Genomic DNA, 20239 nt, shown 5'->3' on the forward strand with positions numbered 1-20239 from the left:
GCTATGCCGAATGAACGCAACATTGACGCGCACCTGGAGCGCCATTCTCTTTGACCTCGACGGAACCATCACCGATTCCGCGCCGGCCATCACCAGCTCGCTGGCCCGCACCTTTACGCTGCTTGGCCGCCCGGTTCCCCCCGCCGCGGAGCTTCTCGCCTACGTCGGTCCGCCCATGTTCGATGCCTTTCAGGACTACGCCGGGATGACTCCCGACGAAGCCGTGGAAGCCATCGCGGTCTACCGCGCCGAATACCAGGGCGCCGCCGCGCTCGACACGGCCGTTTTTCCCGGCGTTGCCGGCCTGCTCGCGCGCATCCATGCCGCGGGCATTCCCCTCGCCCTCGCCACCAGCAAGCCCGAGCTCAGCGCTGTTGCCATTCTCACGCACTTCAACCTCGCCCAGTACTTCACGGCAACCGTCGGCGCCTCCGCCGATGACACCCGCAGCAACAAGGCCGACATCGTCGCCGAGGCGCTCGCCCGCCTGGCCGCGACCGGCGTCGACGCGAGCGGCGCCGTCCTGGTCGGCGACCGCAGCTACGATGCCCTCGGCGCGCGGGCCAATGGCATTCCGGCGATTCTAGTGGAGTGGGGCTACGGCTCCCCGGCCGAGGCCGAGGCGGCAACAGCGGTCGTGCACTCGACCGACCAGCTCGGCAAACTGCTGCTCGGCTAATTTTTAGAAGTTGAAACCGGGCCCGGACCCGGACGGATTTCTGGTCACGGCAGCGCGGGCATCCGCTCACGCACAAGTGCCGCCCCGCAGAAGCGGGACGGCACTGAGTTCAAGCTGTGCGACTAGATAATCGCGGCGCGCAGGGCGGCAGCGGCAGCGGCCGGGTCCTCGGCGCCGTAGATCGCTCCACCGGCAACGGCAACCGTTGCTCCGGCGCGCTGCACCGAGGCGATGGTCGACAGGTTTACGCCGCCGGCAAGGGAGAACGGAACCTTAGCGGTCTCGCCCTGGTTGAGCAGCGTGGTGAGCGAGAAGCCGGGCTCGGCCTGCTCGTCGAGTCCAGCGTGCATCTCGACGAACTGGGCGCCGAGCGCGGTGACCTCGCGGGCGCGGGTGACCTTGTCGGCAACGCCGATGAGGTCAACGACGATGCCCTTGCCGTGCTTGGTTGCGGCGGCGACGGCTCCGATGATGGTGCTGTCACCGGCCGTGCCGAGCACGGTCACAAGGTCGGCGCCGGCGGTGAAGGCGATGTCAGCTTCGAGCTCGCCGGCATCCATCGTCTTGAGGTCGGCGAAGACGATCTTGTCGGGGTGCGCGGCCTTGATCGCGGTGACGGCGCGCAGGCCCTCTGCCTTGATCAGCGGGGTGCCGAGCTCGATGATGTCGACGTGCGGGGCAACCTGAGCGGCCAGCGTGAGCGCGGCTTCGGTGGTCAATACGTCCATTGCTACCTGGAGCTTCATGGGGTTCTACTTTCTATTAGTGATTAAGAGTGGAAAGTTTTGGGAAAAGGTGCGCGCCCTATTCGAGGTTGGCGTGACGCGGCCACAGCTGTTCGGCCGTAGAACCGCTCGCCTGCCAGAGCGTGTGAAACAGTGCGTCACCGACGAGCAGCACGGCCTGCTCGAACAGGCCGCCCGAATACTGGGCCGACACCTGACCCGCGTGGTCCTGCTTGGCGGCCGCGGGAATGACCACGGTCACGGCGGCAAGCCGCCCCAGCGGTGACTCGGGCGCCGTGGTCAGCGCGAGAATGCTCGCGCCCACGCCGTGAGCCGTCTCAGCGGCGCGCACGATGGCGCCCGTCGTTCCGGATCCGCTGGCCATCAGCAACAAATCACCGGAAGCAATCGCCGGGCTGGTCACCTCGCCGACCACGTGTACGTCCAGACCGAGGTGCATGAGGCGCATCGCGGTCATTTTCAGCGCCAACCCAGAGCGGCCGGCACCGAGCACAAACACTCGGGGCGCCGCAGCGATTAGGCTTGCCGCGTCATCCAGCGTTGAAGCGGATGCCGACCGCAACGCGTCGACGACGCGGCTGTTCTCGGCGAAAATGAGGCCGAGCGCATCCGCTGCTGCTGGGGTAGTTGTGTTTGCGGTCATAGGTCAATACTCCACTCCGTCGAGCGGTGATGCTGCCCGCCAAAGGAATGGTTTAACTACCCAAACGGATGGCTTCGAGCGGGCATCGGGGATGGCTCGGGTAGGCTTCACTCATGACGTTCTCCGCCCCCTTCCCCGAGCTCGGCACCCGCCCTGCCGATTCGTCCGTGCAGACCGCGCGCACCGTGGCCGCCGAACGCTCCAAACTCATCGCCGACCTCACCGACGCGCACGCGACCACGCTGGAGTCCCTACTCGCCGTGCTGCGCTCGGGCAGCACGAGCGACACAGCCGCACGCCAGAAGGCAACGGAGCTCGCCGCGGCCGCGATGGTAGCGCTGCGCGCCGTGAGCGACCTCGATCGCAGCCTCACCGAGGAGCCCGTCGCCCGCGCCTTCGAACGCCTCAAAAACGACCTCCAACCACTTGTGCGCTTTGGTGACCTCGACGTTCAGTTCATCGAGCCGCCCGTGAATGGAAGGGCGCTGCCCGGCGAGGTCGCCCATGAAGCCCGCGCTATCGTGCGCGGTGCCGTGCTGGCCCTGGTCGAGCAGGCCGGGGTGGCCCGGGTGCGCGTGCAGTGGAGCTGCGACGGCAGCAACCTGCTCATTCACATTCGCGACGATGGCCCTGGCGACCTCGACGCTGAGGTACCGAGCGTGCGCCAACTCGCCGCCCGCGTCGTCGCGCTCAGCGGCACCCTCAACGTGGAGGCGACAGCGGGTTGGGGCTCGGAGATGGCCGTGTCGCTTCCACTCGACGCGCCGACAGCATCCGTCACCGCCGCAGCGGCCTGGGGACTCAGCCCGCGCGAACGCGGCGTGCTCGAACTCGTCGCTTCCGGAGCACGCAACAAGGCAATCGCCGAAGCCCTGACCATCAGTGAGAACACCGTGAAGTTTCACGTTGCCAATCTGCTGCGCAAGGTCGGCGCCTCGACCCGCGCCGAACTCGCCGCTCTCGCCCGCTGACTTGGGCGCCGGCACGCCCGGCTCCCTTCCATCGTTCTACCGCAGACCGACAACCCTGCACGAACACCCCACGAGGGCTGTGGGTCCTTCGCACCGGGCCCGGAAACCTCGCCGCAGACCACCCGAGCAGGGTTTTCCCATGGTGCCGGCACCAAGATGCCGCCATGACTCCCGCGAACGTGACCCTGCGCCTGGTTCGCCCCGACGATGGCGAGCCGCACCCCACCACCTCCCGTAGCACCTCCACGCGGTCTCGCCGGCATCGCAAGATCGTGATCGGGCTGGCCATCCTCTGGCTGGCGATGGCAGTCCTGGCCTGCGTGCTGCTGCTCACCGCCACAAAGCCCAGCACCCCGTTCGGCGATACCGCCGTCGTACCGGGCGGACTGGCTCGCGTTAGCGCGGTCATTCCGCTGGAATCCGACGGCTGGGTCGCGCCGAACGCTGGCACCCTGCTCACCAGCCCCCTGCAGCCGGGATCCCACCGCGTGCGCATCCTGCTCGAGCTGAGTGCACCGGATGCTGCCGGCCTGGTTTTTCACGCGGCCGACTACTCCCTATCCGGCCTCGGTTCCCGATCAACCGCGCTCTGGGTCGATCCGGCGGAGCAGACCGCCGCCGCCGGGGCATCCGTTGTGGCGACCCTGGTCTTTGAGATCCCCAACCAGGCCACCGCGCTGGTGCTGGACGGGCCGCACGGCGCCCGTCTCTCACTCGGCACCGCACACCACACGTCATCCTGATACGTTCCCCCAAATTGGGGGTGTTTGCCTACTCCACACGCGGCTTTCCCCCACGCGGGGGAGCGAGCACCATGGTCGCATTCCAATAGTGGAGGTTCGCAATGACAATCGAATTCGTCACCCGAGAGCAGCCCGTCGCCACCACTGTGGCGCATCTGAACGTGCGCCTGTTTGGCAACCTGATCATTCGTCGCGGATCTGATGTATTGCGCGCGCATCATCTCGGCGGGCCTAAACCACGCCAAATTCTTGAGATCCTGCTCGTAAACCTGGGACATGCGGTCTCCAAGGACCGTCTAATCGAGCTTCTTTGGGGTACCAATCCACCCGTCGAAGCTCTGCCCACCCTGGAAAGTTACGTCAGCGTGCTGCGACGTCACCTGCAGCCGGGCGCCGGAAAATTCGGTCCCCTGCAGACCACGACCGGCGGTTACATGATGGATCGCGAGCTGGTCGACGTCGATCTTGACCAGTTCGACGTTTTACTGCAGCGGGCCCAGAAGTCCAGCGCAGAGCTGGCCTACCCGCTGCTGCTTCGCGCCCTTGACCTCGCCGCCGCCCCACTCCTCGGTGATGAACTGGTGCCAGCCTGGGCCTTGGACGCCCGCGAACTGCACGCCGCCCGACTGACGGCCGCCCGTCTTTTGGCGGCCGAAACCGCGGCGATACTGCACCGGATACCCGACGCCCTTAATTTCGCGCGACTCGCGTTAGTCGACGATCCGCTCAGCGAGCGGGCCTGGACCACCCTCATTCTCGGGCTGGAGACTAGCGGGCACCACGCCGAGGGTCTGCAGGCCTATGAACGCTGCCGCCACGCCATGCAGAGCGAGCTGGGCTGTGTGCCAGGCGAGAAGCTGCGTTCGGCCCAGTCGCGTCTGCTGCAGGCAACCGCCGACGGTGACGGAGACCTGGCCGACGTGCTCTCCGCACTCCTCATGTTGCACGACCAGCTCCGCACCGGGGCCAAGTCGACCACCACCCTGCCGCGACCAGAGCCGGTCGCGGATTCCGTTCGAGAGGCCACTGATGTCGTTACGTCTTTTCTGCGACGCGCGCTCGCTCACGCCTGAGTGCGCCGTCCAACCCCCAAGGCGACTGGGCGTACCACATGGGGGGGAAAAATACCAGCACTCGACAGAACCTCAGCATTTGTCAATACTGAGCACAGTGCTCGGACTGCGCCAATTTTTTCCCTCAAGATCACGGCTAGCCCGAGCACCATTCAACAGGCGGCAGGGAGGTCGGAAATGACCGCACAAATGTCTCCTACCGACCCTAGCGTGCAAGCGACAGCGACCGCCCAGATTCGCGTTCTCGTCGTCGACGACCACACCACTTTCGCCGAACTGCTGATCGGGTCGCTCGACCGCGAACCCGACCTGCAGAGCGTCGGGTCGGCCAATAGCGTAGCCAGCGGCGTTGAAGCCTGTCTGTCGCTGTCTCCCGACGTCGTCGTGATGGACTACCACCTGCCAGACGGCAGCGGACTCGTCGCGGCCGCGGCCATCCTCGCGCGTGCCCCGCACACCCGCATCGTTATCCTTACCGGAGACCCGGCCCTCGAAGCACTCGAACAGGCCGCAGCCATCGGCGTTTGCGCCTTTCTCCCCAAAGATGGCTCCCTGGCCACGGTGCTCGACACCCTCCGCCATGCGCGGCTGGGCGGTTTCATCGTGCATCCCTCCCTCGTTGGGCTGCTCAGCGCTCGGCGCCGTCAGCGCAGCGAGGAAATTCCCTTTCCCGAGCTAACCAAACGCGAGCTCGCCGTGCTCCGCCTCATGGGCGAGGGCTCCGACGTGCGGGCGAACGCCAAAACTCTAGGAATTTCCGAGAATACCTGCCGCGGCTACGTGAAATCCATCCTCGGCAAGCTCGGCGCGCACTCGCAGCTGGAGGCGGTCGTGGTCGCAACTCGTCTTGGTCTGGTCCCAGCCCAACATGTCTAGGCGACCCCCGAGGCTTTCCCGGCCGGAAGAAAATCAGGCTGCAGAGCGCTCGGAGGTACGAGCAGCCGTGCAACGTTTTCTCCTGATCGGACTCATCGCCTCGGTGGTTATCGCCGTCCCGGTGGGGCTCTGGGTGCGCGCACAAGCCGCGGTTAATGCCATGACCAACGCCGTGTTGTTGACGCAACGCCTGGCCGACTACTCGCTCGGCCCCCTTCTGACCGACGCCGTGCTCGACGGAGTTGCCGGTGCCAATCGTCAGATCAATGAGCGCTTGGAACCGCGTCTGGCCGACGGCGCGCTGGTGCGGATCAAGGTGTGGGACGCGACCGGTCGGGTGATCTACTCGGACCTACCGATGCTGGTTGGTCGACATTTCGACCTGCCCAGTTGGGCTCCCGAACTCTTAGCTGGCGGCCAGGGTCGGGCCAGCCTGGAGTCCCAAGACGAAGTTGAAAATCAATTTGAAACCGGTAGCGGTGACCTGGTCGAGGTCTACGTTCGCGCGATCGCAGTCAATGGTCAGGCCGTGGTCGTGGAAGCCTATTTCAACGACGCGGATGTGCGCGCGGATCAGGACTCCGTCCTGCTCGGCCTGATCCCCACTTTCCTGTTGTCGCTGGGTGCACTGCAACTGGCCCAGCTCATTCCGGCCGTTCAGCTGGCACGTCGAATACAGGGGCACCAGTCCGTCCGCCGCAGGCTGCTTCAACACGCCATAGACGCCTCAGATCTAGAACGTCAGCGCATTGCCCGCGATCTCCACGACGAGGTCATCCAAGATCTGGCGGGTTTGTCGTACGCCCTCGAGGCCGAGGAGATGCACTCAACGCCCGAGAATCGCCCACTCTTCGCGCAGGCCAAGGAAATCCTGCAAAAGAACGTTCGCTCGCTGCGCGCTATGTCGTCCGAACTGTATCCACCCGACCTCGACGAGCTGGGCCTGCCCGAAGCGCTGGCCCAGCTCGCCGCGCGGTTACTCGAGCATGGAATCGAAGTCAAACTCCATATGCCCACCGACTGTGACCTCGACCGCGATCGGGCAGCCATGTTCTACCGTGTTGCCCGAGAGGTGCTCGCCAACACCGTGAAGCATGCCAGGGCCGGCGTCCTGGAACTGACTCTCCTGCAAGACGCGAACCGTACCATTCTGCTCATCCACGACGACGGATGCGGCTTCGACCTTTCCGCAGACGCACCAGCCAACCACGTGGGTCTGCGCATCATGCGGGACACGATCAGTGTCGCCGGCGGCTCGCTGGAGGTGCGCTCCTGGAAGGGCGGTGGCACTTCGGTCATGGCGACCCTCGATCGGGTTCCCGTTCACTCGCGGTAGCTAGAAGCCGCCGCCGAAACCCGATCCGCAACGTGATCGCTACAGTCGCGCAGAGCAACACCGTGAGGCCGACCTAGTAACCGATCCAACGTCCAGGGGAGACGGGCACCGAAGTCGCCTCGGCGGCGTCGTGGTCCATCATGGTTTCGGCGATGACGGCGGGAGTTGGTAGCGGCTCGATTGCAATATTCACTCCAACCCCGGTCGCCGACTCGGGCCGCACAGCTACCTCCGCCGCAGCAGTGCCGGCCCCGCGGGCGATTCCCACGCGCACAGACTCAACCAGGCCGTCGCTGAGCAGCGGTCCGATGTAGTCAACCCCGAGAAGTCCTGCGCCCAAAGTCGTGCCGTAGGTACCGATCGCGTCAGCAACTATGCCTTCCGTCGCGATCGAATCGGCCACCTGCGCCGGGTCGGCCGCGGCGACCTCGAATCGAAGATCGTGCACGAGCACATCGACCACGAAGAAGGTTGAGTCCTGGCTCGCCGACAGCGACGAGACGGATGCTTCCGGCCCGATCAAAGCGCGCGTTTGAGCAGTCGTCGTACCGGCCGGCAGTAGCATCGTCAGCACGGGCACAGCCTGATCAAGGAGGCCCGCCGGAAGAACATCGGGGGCGATATCTGACAACGTGAGGCTGGCATCCGTCGCCCGACGCTCGAGTTCGGCGCGCAGACCCGGGAGGTCGACGTTTTCGTCGGCATGCACCGCGAGCGCCACTCTCCGACGCACCATGAGGCCGTCAAAGGTCACGACCGGCCTGTCGTTGCCGAGGTCGGCACCAGGTTCAGGTGCAACGGTTGATTTCACTAACGAATCCGGGGCGGCTACGCCGGCGGTGCAGCCGCTCAGAATGAGCACAAGCAGCACCGCCGGAGCCAGCCGGTTTACGGAGAACATCAGGTACCCGCCGGCAATCCCGGCCGGTAGGCCGGCGGATAGGAGCCCATCGGCGTGCTGTCAACGACGGGAACGTCCGAGGTGATCGGATCGTTCACCCGGTAGTCCCCCACGGCAAACTGAATCATCATGTCGTGGTCCTCGTGCACGAGGTTGTGACAGTGGATCATGTAACGACCGCCGGCAGCCTTGCCGGTATCGAACTGCATCAGCACCGTGACGGACTCATTCTCACCGACATAGAAGACGTCCTTGGGGCCCTTCTCCCAGGCGAACGGTTTGCCGCCATTGGTATTGCGCCCGATGATCTTGCCATCCACCAGGTGAATGTGTACCGGGTGGAACCAACCGCCCGAAGAGTTGGTGATGGTCCACTGCTCCACGTCGTAGGGCTGCGGATTACCGAACAGCTTGGTGAAATTCGACTTCTCTACGTCGGCCCAAGTAGTGCCGTTGATTTTCCACAGGCCGTTCCCGCGCTCCACCACCATTTTCCGCTTCACCTTGGCCATGTCCGGCGTGAGGCTCATGGTGGCCAGGCCGCCCAAATCGGCATGGACCGCGCCGCCATCGTCGAGGGAAGTGGGGATGGCCGAGATGGAACCGGCGTTGCCACCGGAGTCGGCTACGACCTGGAATTTCATGATCTTGCCGGTGTTTACGAAGTCCACGTTGTTCTTGTTGCTGAGGTTGCGCAGCTCGACCGTTTGCCCAGGCTGGTACTTGCGAAAATCGATCAGAATTTCGTAACGTTCGGCCGTGCCCTGACGCCAGGATTTCACCGCTTGAACGGTGGGAGTCATGCCACCATCGGTGGCGACGATGTACATCGGTTCACCGTTCGAGAGGGTCGGTCGGTAGGAGCGTGAAATGGAGGCGATCAGCACTCGAAACCGGTAAATACGAGGCTTGACCTTCATCGTGGGCCACGGCACCCCGTTGACCATGATGATATCGCCCCATAACCCCTTGCGCTCATTGTCGTTGTAGCCGAGGGAGCCGTCGACCTTGAACATCGCATCGGAGATTATGAGCGGCACATCGAATTCGCCCTGGGGCAGCTGCGCCAGTTCGAACGGGTCATGCAGGGGATAAATGCCGGCCAACCCCGAGTACACGTTCTGCGCCGTCAGATGCATGTTGTGATCGTGGTACCACAGCGTACGCGCCGGCTGGAAGTTGGGATACTGATAGTTCTTGACCTTGCCGACAGCGGTAAAGTCGTTGGCATACCCGTCGTACTGCGGCAGCGACGCCGAGCCGTGCAGGTGGGTGACGGTGCGAAACGCACTCGAGTGAAGCAAGCCGGATGCCGGCAGAGCGTTGCGAATGCGCACCTCGCTCCGGGTGCCCTGGTTCAGCCGGATGGTCGGGCCGGGAAAGATGCCGTTATAACCAGCGACCGTCGTGGCGAGCCCGGGAACAAACTGGGCCTGGCCGAGCTTCTGGGTGAGCGCGTAGCGGGCAAAGGGGCGCGAGGGGTCGCCGTCATCGAAGCCCGTCTCGTACGGCAACAATTCGGGGGGACGACGGAACACCCCAGCGTAGGGCACCGGCATATTTGCGGGTGCGAGCTGGCTTTTCGTCATGAGCGGCTCGGTGGAAACTGGGTCGTCGTTGCTGCTCATCCCGATGACACCGAGCGCACCGAACGCACCCAGCTGCAAAACTTCTCTGCGTGATGTCACTTCTCTCCTCACGATTTTGTGCTGTTCTGCTGATGTGGTGGGACCGGCCGGCGACTCGGGGAGAGTCGCCAGCCGGGTGGAGCGGAGCGGATCAGGTAGTTCCTAGAGCAGGGCTCCCGTCGTGAACGTCCAGGTGCTCGTCACGAACGGGTTTCCGACTAGATCTCGAACGCTCGTGGTGCCACCGGTGATAGTCACCCGGTACGCCACGTTCGAGGCCAGAGTCACCGAAGGGTTGATGGTCAACACATTGGTCCTGGCGTTGAACGCCGCTACCGAGGTGACGACCGCCCCGGTGGAGACCCGCGTGATCTGAACCGTGCCCGCGGCTACTCCGGTGATGTCTTCACTGAAGAGCGCTGTCACGTTGGCGTTCCGGCGCACCGCTGTAGCTCCCGAAGCGGGAGTCCTCCTGGTAATCGTCGGAGCCGGACCAGTGACAAACGACCACGTGCTCGTCGCCATCGTGTTGCCGGCCGCGTCACGGATGCCCGAGAGCGTGGCCGTATACGTTCGGTCGGCGAGCAGTGTCACGCCCGGGTTCAGCGTCGCCACTCGCGTCGTGGCGTTGTAGCCGATCCCTGCTGCGACCACCGTTGTACCGCGCCGCAGCACGAACGTCGTACCGCTGACCCGGGTGACCGGTTCACTGAACGTGGCCGTCACGTTGCCGGTCTGGCTGACCGAACGAGCACCCGAAGCCGGCGTGCGCGCGATCACCGTGGGAAGCACAAACTCCGTACGCGGTGTGACAGCAACCGAACGAGCGGATGCCGCTCCGATGCCGATCGAGTTGATCGCGGAGACATCGAAGGTGTACCCGGTTCCGTTGGTCAGCGCTGCGATCACCGACGTGGTGACGTTCGCGACCGTCGCCGTGCGGTTTACCCCGGCGGCCGCCCCGATGTAGGTGCGAACGCGGTAGCCCGTTATGGCTGCAGCGTTAGCCACAGCAGCAGGGGCGGCCCAGTTCACGGTCACCGAAGCGTTCCCTGCGACAGAGGTTCCGATCACGGGAGCTCCGGCTACGACCTGCACGACGGGGGCGGTCGGTGTGACCACCACCGAACGAGCGGATGCCGTTCCGGTGCCGATCGAGTTGATCGCGGCGACATCGAAGGTGTACCCGGTTCCGTTCGTCAGCACCGTGATACCAATGGTGGAGACGTTGCCGACGATCGAGGTGCGGAACACCGTGGTGCTTGCTCCCTCATAGGTGCGAACCTGGTAGCCCGTGATCGCGGTGGCGTTAGCCACCGGTGCTGGGGCCGTCCAGTTCACATCCACTCGAGCGTTACCGGCGACCGGCGTTCCGATCGTTGGAGCGCCAGCGACCACCTGTACCACCGGTGCTACCGGTGTCACCGCGGTGGTCGAAGCCGAGAATGCGCTCGTTCCTTCCGCGTTGGTCGCCGACACCTGGAAGGTGTAGCTGGAGCCGTTGGTCAGCCCGGTGACAACCAGGTTGACCGCGGTTCCGGCCGCGGTGCGGAGTGCACCCACCGGGTCTCCGAACGAGTCAAGCACCCGCACCGAGAAGCTGGTGGCCACGCCAACAGGCGACGCGGTCCAGTCAACGGTGGCCTGCTGGTCGCCGGCAAGGGCAGCACCGATGGTCGGGGTCCCCGGCGCCACGGTGTCGCTGAACTGCAGGCGTTCAATGTTGCGCAGGGTGTCCGTGCCGTCGGTGCCACGGTTATCAAGCACCGTGGTGGTTGACCCAGCCGAACCCAGCGTGCCGTTACCACCGGTGGTGGTGACCTCGTAGTCGCTGCTCAATCCGGAGAACTGCGCCGAGTCAGTGCCGCCAGATCCGTACAGAATCTCGCGAACCGCCACGATGTTGCCCGGGTCGACAGTGCCGGCGAAGACAGCTTCCTGCAACGTCGGTCCGGTGAGTCCACCGGCACCGTCAGACAGGTACTGGCTGGCCATCGCACTCTGGTTCGTGCCGTTGATGCTCGCACTGCCGATCTCCGTCGCCGGGTCGCTCGCAGTAGTGCGAATGCTCAGGCGCAGACTGAGGTACGCGTCACCGTCGATGATATCGTCGGCGCCTCGTCCCTCGATCAGGTCGCTGCCCGCGCCGCCGAGGAGCACGTTGCCGGCGCCCCACACGTTCGGACCGTCGAGGATCGGGCAGTCACCCTGGGCCGACACAGCCACAACGGATGCCAATGTGGTCGTGAAGACCGGAATCAGCGCGTCGAGGCCCGCGATGCGGTCGACTCCAGCTTGGTCCAGAACGTCACAACCGATGAAGCCGCCGCCGCCGACCGCGCTCGGAACCAGATCGTCACCGCGGAGGATGTCGTTCAGCTTCCAGCCGGAGAGCGCCTCGACCTCGTTGTATTTGTCACGCACCCCGACCTGCAAGATATCGAGCGGAGCGATCGGTAGCGCCAGGTCGGAGACCTGTGCTTGGGGGTCACCCTGGCCGGTCGACCAGTCGTAACCGGAGCCACCGGCGACCTTTTCGATGCCGGGGCCACCGACACCAATGTCGTCGCCGCCCTCCATGTCGTAGTCGTCGTCTCCACCCTGACCGATCATGAAGTCGCTACCGGGCTTCTGCGAGTCATCGAGGAAGAACAGGTTGCTGCTGTCTCCAATCATGAGGTCGGGCTGGTTGCCGCCCTCTTCCCAGTCGTCGCCACCGTCACCGAAGGCTGCGTCGAGACTTTCACCGAGCATGATGAAGTCGTCGTCGGCCCCACCGAAGGTTTCGTTGGCGTTGGCTCCACCGTTGGTGAAGTCCTTGCCCTCGCCACCCATGATGATGTCAAGGCCTGGTCCGGCATCGATGGCGTCGTTACCTGGGCCACCCTTGGGCACGTCATCTCCAGCGAAGTCGGTGATGATGTCGTTGCCTTCACCACCGAGAGCCACGTCTGCACCTCCACCGCCGTCGATGACGTCGTTACCGAGGCCACCCCAGAAGGTGTCATTGTCGTTACCGCCGTACAACCGGTCCACAGTTCCGGTGCCGTTGTAGACAGCCTGGCCGTTGATTCCGGCTGGGTCGACCGCATTGCGGGCACGATACTTGATCGTGCCGTCTGGCATGCGGATCAACAGCGCCGACTCCACACATTCGGATTGCGGGTCGTCCGCGACGGTGTTGCCAGAGGCCGCGAAGCCTGCGACGGTTCCAGCCAGGTTCTTCAGCTCGAACTTGCAGTCAGCCGTGGCGAAGGGATCGGCCTTCAGCGTGTGCGCGTTAGTGTTGCGCATCATGAGCTCGGCAAACGAGTTGCCCTCCAGCTGGGTGCGGAGGTTCATGCCGGGCGTGCGAGCCAGGTAGTACAGCCGGTCACCGTTTTGCAGGTCCGTCATCTGGTTCTCGAACACGTAGTTGAAGGTCGTGCCGAGCAGGCCACCGAACGGGGTGGTCATCTCGGCGAGCCCGCCGACCCAGAGGTCGATCTCGTCAACACCCGTGATCGAGTGCGTGCCCGAATTGGCCCACGCTCCCGTGCTGTTCATGAAGTCCATGGCGTCGTCGGGAGAGGCTTCTCCGGCCAGGGCGTCGGGACTCACGATCAGTCGTGCGGCGTCGCGCTTGCCGTCGAGCGTGCTCGCGCCGGTAATGGTGGGGAACTGACCGTAGGCGGCCACGAAGTTGATCAGCGATTCCGGGTGTTTGAGGTTCTCACCGAAGTCGATCCAGTTCGTGTATGGCTTGAGGGCACCGTCGTTGGTCTTGTTGAACAGGTCGCGGCGGAGCACGTTGAGCCGCGGCACGCCCTCAGAACGCGCACGAGTCATGTTGATCGCGGCCAGGTCGAGCGGCAGGCCGAGCAGGTCATTGCGCAGGGTGTCGGTGACGAACTCGTCGAGTTCGTTGCCTACCTGGTCGCTCATGCCCATGATGATGCTGCCCGCGGCTTCCCCCGAGGTCAGCTGCCCCTCGGGGCCACCATCGGTGTAGGCCGGCGGGTTGAGGAACCCCTCGAGCAGCGAGATGTCGTTCAGGCTGCCCTGAACGTCGTCACTCGTGCCGAAGACGCCATCGACACCGGGCTTGCCCTCGTTCGTACGCGAGATAGTCTCGGTCAGCATGGAGTGACCGAAGCGATACACAGCGTGAGCGAACTCCGCCTTGACCGCCGGGTTGATCTCGGTCTGGGTGAAGGCAAACGGTTCGAACGGGTTGATACCGGGCTGAACCTTGCGCGCAAATTCCTCGAACACGAGGTGCTGGTATTCCATCTCGGTGACGTAGCGGGCAGCCTGAAACAGGCGTTCGCCGTTCCAGCCGGCGGCGCCGCTGGCCAGTTTCCACTCGGCCAGGGCCGCAACGCCCTTGGCAGAAGTATCGTTGGTCAGGGTGTTCTCGATATCGTCCACCAGGCGGTCGTGCTCCGAGTGGAAGACCTGGTGAATGGCGGTCAGGCCGATGTTCTCGTTGACGCGACCGTCGCCGGCGATGAAATGCGCATTGAGCATTTCATCGTCATAGGTACCGGCCGGCTGGCTGGCGAAGTCAGCGGATGCCGTCGAGTTCCCATCCGGGGTCAGTCCGGGCTTCGGCTCCGCGTTGTGCGCGATGTCGGTGAGGAACGGGGTGTTGAAGTACAGCACGTTGCTCGGAACCGGCACGGGACTCCCGGTGTCACCCTCGACCAGACCGGTCGCGGTGGCGTACTGCGGCATTCCGCGCAGCGGTCCGGGAATGAACTTGCCGTAGGCGTCCACTGCCAGCATCGGAATGTTGGTCACGTTCTGGTCCGTCAGCAGCAGCCCGAGCACGTTCGCGGCCTGCGCCTTGGTCGTAGCCCAAGTGGCCATACCGCCAGCTGTTGGTCCGGCCGGTCCGCCGACCAGCTTGCCGGTGGCAACCGGTCGGTCGCCCACGGTCACGTACTCGCGCAGGAACACCTGGTGCGAGGCGTGCGAGCCATAGGTCTGGCTCTGGTCAACCCAGGGCGAGTTGGTGTTGAGGGCATCCTGAACGTCGTCGGCGCTCTCGTCGGCCGCGGTGGATGGGTCGTCGCCGGCGACGCCGTCGGCTCCGGGCTGGTTCTGGCCGCGGGTCAGCACCATGAAGCGCAGGTTTGGATCGAGGTCGTCGGCGTTGCCGAAGACGTGGTCCGGCCCGGCGACCAGCGGGTCGTCGGCCTGAAGCGGCACGAAGACCGTGCCGCCGCCCTTGACCGTCTGGTCAATGCCGTGGTCGAAGAACTGGCCGAACAGGGTGAACAGTGAGTTGTACGGCGGCGAGAGGCCGACGTCGGTCGTCACGTTGGGCATGAACAGCGTGTCGTGGGAGGGGATACACCCGGGGGGAGTGCCGAAGGGCACGCCCTCGCTCGGGTCGGTCGTGCAGGCCACGACGCCCTCATTGCCCTGGGTGCGCACCGGATTTCCAGCCGCGGCTATAGCGGCCGGGTTAGTGGAGGTCTGATCGACGATCAGGTTGCTGATGGTGCGCGGCTCGGGGTCGAAAACCAGGCCCTTTTTCTGGGCGTACGAGGTGCCATTCGGCGGACCAAATCCGGCGGGAGTGGCCTCCGCTTCGGTGAATAACGGTGTAGTCAGTCGGGGAAAAACCTGATCGGAGGCGCCAAACTGGTCCTGGCTGGGCTGCAGATTGTTGCAGGATCCGTCAACCGTGCGCAGTCCAAGCGAGAGTAACGGGCTGGCGATCTGGTTGGGACCGGTTCCGACGAGGGCACCACACGGGCCGGTGGCCGCGGTGGTATTGGCCACGTGGGCTTCGGCAATTTTGATCTGCTTGAGAATGAAAGCAAGGTCGCTTGAGGTGACGGCGAACCCCTGGCCGACCGCGGCGACGGCCGCCTGGGCAGGCAGTGCGGCCGTCAGCCCGAGTCCGGCGTAGAGCACCGCGGCCATGCCGGCTGCGACTATGCGCAGGGGCGTGCCGAAGACTCCCTGCGGTCTTACATTTTCCGGGGAAGGTGGACTACCCCGCATTCCGGTTGTATTGCGACTGCCGCGAACGATTCTGTGACCTTCGAACCTGCTCATGACGCACCTATCTCCTCAGGGTGAGTGAATCCTGTAAGAGTGTGATGCGGGCCTTATGGAAACCTTGTGCAACTTCCTCCCCTCCATCCCCCTTCCCGGACCCGGACCCGGACCAGGTCCACTTTCTCGATCGCGCAGGGCGCTTCACGCTCCTGCTCGCCGACATCGAGTCCATCCCCCCTATGAGGGCACCGAGAGCAACCAGTCGCTGCTCGTTGGCCGCGACCTCACCGGGGTCAGCGCCTTTCATTAGCGGCAACCTGGCAGGTACAGCAACTATTGTTGCGCGGATGCTCAACGAAAACCCCACACAGACGTCCAGCGACACTCAACCCGGTAGCGGCTTCGTGCGCGTACGCGGAGCCCGCGAGAACAACCTGCGCAATGTAGACGTCGACGTGCCGCGGGACGCCATCGTGGCCTTCACCGGAGTTTCCGGCTCTGGCAAATCTTCGCTCGCCTTCGGCACCATCTTCGCCGAGGCCCAGCGCCGTTTCTTCGAATCGGTCGCACCATATGCCCGTCGGCTGATTCAACAGGGACACACCCCCCGCGTCGACGAGATCACCGGGCTACCACCGGCCGTCGCCCTGCAACAACGCCGTGGCACACCCAGTTCTCGATCGAGCGTCGGCACGGTCACCACCCTCTCCAACTCGTTACGCATGATGTATTCCCGTGCCGGCATATATCCAGCGGATGCCACTGGTCGCCTGGACTCGGAATCATTTTCGCCCAACACGGCGATAGGCGCCTGCCCTCGGTGCCACGGTCTCGGCATGGCCCACACCGTCACCGAAGCGTCGATGGTGCTCGATCCCACCCTGAGCATTCGAGATGGCGCCATCACCGCCTGGCCGGGGGCCTGGCAAGGCAAGAACCTGCGCGACATCGTCGCCGTTCTCGGCTACGACATTGATGTTCCCTGGCAGAAACTATCTCAGTCCGACCGGGACTGGATTCTGTTTACCGAAGAGCAACCGGTTGTGGAAGTCGTGCCGCAGCGTGACCGTGCCGCGGTGACCTATCAGGGCAGATTTTGGAGTGCGAAAAGCTTTGTGCTGCACACCCTCGCCGACAGCAAGAGTCAGACCATGCGGCAGCGGGTACTGCGATACGTCGAAACCGGTCCATGCCCGGTCTGCGGCGGGAGCGGTCTTCGGCCAGAGGCATTGGCTGTGACGGTCGCCGGGTACACCATTGCGGCACTCAACCTTCTGCCCATGACTGCCCTCGCTGCTGTTTTGCGACCGATCGTGTCTGGCGCCCCCAATACGTCGGAGGTGGCCATCACCCTGGCCGGCGACCTGCTGCGCCGCATCAACGTACTGCTCGACCTGGGCCTGGGGTATCTAGCCCTCGGCCGGTCGACCCCGACGCTCTCTCCGGGTGAGATGCAGCGGCTGCGCATCGCCACGCAGTTGCGCTCTGGCCTGTTCGGCGTCATCTACGTACTCGACGAGCCATCGGCCGGCCTGCACCCGGCCGACGCCGAACCGCTACTCGACGTGCTCGAACAGCTCAAACTCTCGGGCAACTCGGTCTTCGTGGTCGAACACAATATGGATGTCGTCGGTCGTGCCGACTGGGTCGTCGACGTCGGGCCCCGGGCCGGCGAGGGCGGCGGCGAGGTGCTCTACAGCGGGCCGATCGATGGACTGGCCGAGGTCGAGGCATCCGTTACGAGGCAGTACCTGTTTGCTGACCACCGCGACCCGGTGACTCGGGGTGAGCTTCGGCATCCGCTGGGCTGGTTGGGCCTAACCAACATCACCCGGCACAATCTGCGCGGGCTCGACGCGCAGATTCCGCTTGGCGTGCTCACTGCCGTTACGGGCGTCTCGGGGTCAGGCAAGTCGACCCTGGTCAGCCACGTGCTCGCCGAGGCCGTGGGGCTGTACTTGCACCCGGATCCCGACGACGTGCCGTTGCTCGACCTTGGCGACGCCGATGCCGCTGGAGAAGCCGCTGATGACGCGGCGTCTGACGAGCGAATTTCGCTTGCGCAGGTGAGCGGGCTGGAGACCATCGACCGTTTGGTGCAGGTCGATCAGAAGCCGATTGGGCGCACACCGCGGTCGAACCTCGCCACCTACACCGGCCTGTTCGATGCCGTGCGGGCAACCTTCGCCGCCACCGACGAAGCGCGTCAGCGCGGTTTCACGGCCGGCCGATTCTCGTTTAACGTTGTCGGTGGTCGCTGTGAAACCTGCCTCGGTGAGGGCTTTGTAGCCGTCGGCCTGCTGTTTCTACCGGGCAGCTACGCCCCCTGTCCTACCTGCGGCGGGTCACGCTACAACCCCGAAACCCTCGAAGTGACCTACCGCGGCAAAAACGTCGCCGAGGTGCTCCGTCTCACCGTCGATGCGGCGCTCGTCTTTCTCGCCGATGTTCCCGTGGCTGCGCGCAGCCTCGAAACCTTGCGCGAGGTGGGTCTCGGGTACCTGCGCCTCGGGCAGCCAGCCACCGAGCTCTCCGGCGGGGAGGCGCAGCGTATCAAGCTGGCGACCGAGCTACAGCGTGCCCGCCGCGGTCACACGCTCTACCTGCTCGACGAGCCGACGACCGGGCTGCATCCGGCCGACGTTGAGCTGCTCATGCTGCAGCTCGGGCGCCTCGTCGACGCCGGCAACACCGTCGTCGTGGTGGAACACGAGATGGACGTAATCGCCGCCGCCGACTGGGTGATCGATCTCGGCCCCTCCGGTGGCGACCAGGGCGGTCGAATCGTAGTGACCGGAACCCCCGCCACCGTGGCCGCCCACCCCACCAGTCGCACCGCCCCCTACCTCGCTCGCCGTCTGGCCTGACTCCCAACACTCCCCTCGCCCCGTCCCCGGGGGCTAATTCAGGACATCCGTTGCACAAAGCGGACTCGACCCCGGAATTCCGGGCAGCAACCGCACCCGCGCGTCGAATTTCCTGACTTCGCCCCCGAGCTGAGGCCAAGGGCGTGGCGTTCCGGCCGATTCTCTGGCGCAGGAATAATTCACACTCTGCAAATCGTTGACGTAGAGGCGTACAGAGCGAGCCGGCCCGGGGGCGTACGGCCGCTCATTTTCGCACCTCGCTATGTGGCACATCCCTTTTTCGCACGACCGTCAGGACCAGTTATGACCGCAACAGCCACCGGAACGACCCCCGAGGCCGCAATACATCCCGATGCCAAGCGCAACCAGCTGGTCATTCGACTACTGCTGGTTTCAGCGTTCGTCGTCATTTTGAACGAGACCATCATGGGTGTGGCCCTGCCGCACCTCATGAGCGACCTCAGTATCACGGCGACCGCCGCGCAGTGGCTGACCACGGCGTTCATGCTCACCATGGCCGTGGTCATTCCGATTACCGGTTTTCTCATTCAGCGCTTCAACACACGGCCGATCTTCATCACCGCCATGACGCTGTTCAGCACCGGCACCATGATCGCCGCCCTCGCACCCGGCTTTGAGATGCTGCTCATTGGCCGCATCGTGCAGGCCAGCGGAACGGCCATCATGATGCCCCTGCTCATGACGACCGTGATGACCCTGGTCGCACCGGCGTCGCGCGGCAAGACGATGGGAAACATCTCCATCGTCATCTCGGTTGCCCCGGCAATCGGCCCGACTATCTCTGGCATCATTCTCAGCGTGCTGGACTGGCGTTGGATGTTCATTCTGGTGCTGCCGATCGCCATCGGTGCGCTCGTTCTCGGTGCCTCGCGCATCCAGAACGTAACGACGCCGCGCACGGTTCCGCTCGACGCACTCTCCGTCATCCTCTCCGCCTTCGGCTTTGGCGGGTTCGTCTACGGCCTCAGCAACCTAGGCGGGGCACCCGCTGCCGGCTGGCTACCGCTCGGCATCGGCGTGGTCGCCCTCAGCCTGTTCGTGTTGCGCCAGCTGCAGCTGCAGCGCACCGATCGAGCGCTGCTCGACCTGCGCGTGTTCAAGTCCCGCACCTTCACCCTCTCGATCTCGATGCTCAGCATCAGCATGATCGCCCTGTTCGGCACCATCATTCTGCTGCCGCTCTACATGCAGAATGTGCTCGGCATGACCGCGCTCTCCACCGGGCTATTGCTGCTTCCGGGAGGCCTCGTCATGGGCCTGCTCGCACCGTTTGTCGGCCGCATCTACGACCGTCGCGGCCCGACCATTCTTCTCGTTCCCGGGTCGATCGTTGTCAGCGCCGCGTTCTGGACCATGACGATGATGGGCCAGACCACCGAGCCGTGGATGCTCATGCTCGCCTATATCGGCATGAGCATCGGCCTGTCAATGCTGTTCACGCCGCTTTTTACATCGGGGCTTGGCTCGCTCACGCCCAACCTGTACTCCCACGGCAGCGCGGTCGTCGGCACCATCCAGCAGCTCGCCGGCGCCGTCGGCACCGCACTGTTTATCGCCGTGATGACCGCACAGTCAGCCGCTCTCCTGACGCAGGGCGTCTCCGAGGTGCCAGCGATGGCATCCGGTATTCACGACGCGTTCCTGTACGGCGCGATCATCTCGTTGTTCGCGATTCCAGCTGCGTTCCTGATTCGGCGTCCACCGCTTGGCGCGCCGGTGCCCATCGGGCACTAGCCCGCCCACCTGCCCTGCACAGCACGC

13 protein-coding genes are annotated in these 20239 nt (G+C 64.6%); 8 read left to right on the top strand and 5 right to left on the bottom strand.

All coding sequences use genetic code 11. The features are described 5' to 3' along the window. The first annotated feature begins 10 nt into the window (after positions 1-10). Positions 11-679 (top strand): HAD hydrolase-like protein, encoded by a 669-nt coding sequence (locus tag CXY75_RS08140; RefSeq protein WP_104082321.1) that lies wholly within the window; start codon positions 11-13, stop codon positions 677-679. A 122-nt stretch (positions 680-801) separates the two neighbouring features. On the opposite strand, the gene hxlA is transcribed toward CXY75_RS08140, so the two are convergent. Further along, on the bottom strand, positions 802-1425 hold the full coding sequence (gene hxlA / locus CXY75_RS08145) for a 3-hexulose-6-phosphate synthase (protein ID WP_104082322.1): 624 nt from the start codon (positions 1423-1425) through the stop codon (positions 802-804). A 58-nt stretch (positions 1426-1483) separates the two neighbouring features. Then, positions 1484-2068 carry a 6-phospho-3-hexuloisomerase gene (hxlB, locus tag CXY75_RS08150; RefSeq protein WP_104082323.1) on the bottom strand — a complete coding sequence of 195 codons (585 nt, stop codon included), beginning with the start codon at positions 2066-2068 and terminating at the stop codon, positions 1484-1486. A gap of 113 nt (positions 2069-2181) precedes the next feature. On the opposite strand from hxlB, the gene CXY75_RS08155 reads away from it, so the two are divergent. The 5 genes from CXY75_RS08155 (at position 2182) to CXY75_RS08175 (ending at position 7067) form a co-directional block, all read left to right on the top strand. Next, on the top strand, positions 2182-3039 hold the full coding sequence (locus tag CXY75_RS08155) for a LuxR C-terminal-related transcriptional regulator (protein WP_104082324.1): 858 nt from the start codon (positions 2182-2184) through the stop codon (positions 3037-3039). A 164-nt stretch (positions 3040-3203) separates the two neighbouring features. Then, positions 3204-3782, top strand: a complete 579-nt coding sequence (locus tag CXY75_RS08160) for a hypothetical protein (RefSeq protein WP_104082325.1) — start codon at positions 3204-3206, stop codon at positions 3780-3782. Between the two features lie 101 nt (positions 3783-3883). Then, entirely contained in the window at positions 3884-4855 is a 972-nt protein-coding gene (locus CXY75_RS08165; protein ID WP_104082326.1) for a BTAD domain-containing putative transcriptional regulator, read from the top strand. Positions 4856-5032: 177 nt separating this feature from the next. Further along, on the top strand, positions 5033-5731 hold the full coding sequence (locus CXY75_RS08170; protein WP_104082327.1) for a response regulator transcription factor: 699 nt from the start codon (positions 5033-5035) through the stop codon (positions 5729-5731). A 67-nt stretch (positions 5732-5798) separates the two neighbouring features. Further along, the gene (locus CXY75_RS08175; protein WP_158251160.1) at positions 5799-7067 is read left to right on the top strand and encodes a sensor histidine kinase; all 1269 of its coding nucleotides are present in this window, start codon (positions 5799-5801) and stop codon (positions 7065-7067) included. Between the two features lie 73 nt (positions 7068-7140). Here CXY75_RS08175 and CXY75_RS08180 read toward each other — a convergent pair whose 3' ends face one another. The 3 genes from CXY75_RS08180 to CXY75_RS08190 all read right to left on the bottom strand — a co-directional run bounded on the left by CXY75_RS08180 (position 7141) and on the right by CXY75_RS08190 (position 15647). Then, positions 7141-7968, bottom strand: coding sequence for a hypothetical protein (locus CXY75_RS08180; protein WP_104082329.1), 828 nt, complete (start codon positions 7966-7968; stop codon positions 7141-7143). Then, on the bottom strand, positions 7968-9656 hold the full coding sequence (locus tag CXY75_RS08185; RefSeq protein WP_233201806.1) for a multicopper oxidase family protein: 1689 nt from the start codon (positions 9654-9656) through the stop codon (positions 7968-7970). The genes CXY75_RS08180 and CXY75_RS08185 overlap by 1 nt, the downstream gene beginning before the upstream one ends. Positions 9657-9758: 102 nt before the next feature. Beyond that, positions 9759-15647, bottom strand: coding sequence for a peroxidase family protein (locus CXY75_RS08190; protein ID WP_146069409.1), 5889 nt, complete (start codon positions 15645-15647; stop codon positions 9759-9761). A 290-nt stretch (positions 15648-15937) separates the two neighbouring features. Between CXY75_RS08190 and CXY75_RS08200 the strand changes: the two genes are divergently transcribed. Continuing rightward, on the top strand, positions 15938-18457 hold the full coding sequence (locus tag CXY75_RS08200; RefSeq protein ID WP_104082332.1) for an excinuclease ABC subunit UvrA: 2520 nt from the start codon (positions 15938-15940) through the stop codon (positions 18455-18457). A 303-nt stretch (positions 18458-18760) separates the two neighbouring features. Further along, positions 18761-20212, top strand: a complete 1452-nt coding sequence (locus CXY75_RS08205) for an MDR family MFS transporter (protein ID WP_104082333.1) — start codon at positions 18761-18763, stop codon at positions 20210-20212. Positions 20213-20239: the final 27 nt, after the last annotated feature.

Origin of the sequence: Cryobacterium sp. Y11 (assembly GCF_002929535.1) — a bacterium.
In the GTDB taxonomy this organism is placed as follows: Bacteria; Actinomycetota; Actinomycetes; order Actinomycetales; family Microbacteriaceae; genus Cryobacterium.

Bases quoted from the DNA above. Each gene is read 5' to 3' on its own strand.
- CXY75_RS08140 (WP_104082321.1), top strand. From the start codon at position 11: ATGAACGCAACATTGACGCGCACCTGGAGCGCCATTCTCTTTGACCTC.
- hxlA (WP_104082322.1), bottom strand. From the start codon at position 1,425: ATGAAGCTCCAGGTAGCAATGGACGTATTGACCACCGAAGCCGCGCTC.
- hxlB (WP_104082323.1), bottom strand. From the start codon at position 2,068: ATGACCGCAAACACAACTACCCCAGCAGCAGCGGATGCGCTCGGCCTC.
- CXY75_RS08155 (WP_104082324.1), top strand. From the start codon at position 2,182: ATGACGTTCTCCGCCCCCTTCCCCGAGCTCGGCACCCGCCCTGCCGAT.
- CXY75_RS08160 (WP_104082325.1), top strand. From the start codon at position 3,204: ATGACTCCCGCGAACGTGACCCTGCGCCTGGTTCGCCCCGACGATGGC.
- CXY75_RS08165 (WP_104082326.1), top strand. From the start codon at position 3,884: ATGACAATCGAATTCGTCACCCGAGAGCAGCCCGTCGCCACCACTGTG.
- CXY75_RS08170 (WP_104082327.1), top strand. From the start codon at position 5,033: ATGACCGCACAAATGTCTCCTACCGACCCTAGCGTGCAAGCGACAGCG.
- CXY75_RS08180 (WP_104082329.1), bottom strand. From the start codon at position 7,968: ATGTTCTCCGTAAACCGGCTGGCTCCGGCGGTGCTGCTTGTGCTCATT.
- CXY75_RS08190 (WP_146069409.1), bottom strand. From the start codon at position 15,647: ATGAGCAGGTTCGAAGGTCACAGAATCGTTCGCGGCAGTCGCAATACA.
- CXY75_RS08200 (WP_104082332.1), top strand. From the start codon at position 15,938: ATGCTCAACGAAAACCCCACACAGACGTCCAGCGACACTCAACCCGGT.
- CXY75_RS08205 (WP_104082333.1), top strand. From the start codon at position 18,761: ATGACCGCAACAGCCACCGGAACGACCCCCGAGGCCGCAATACATCCC.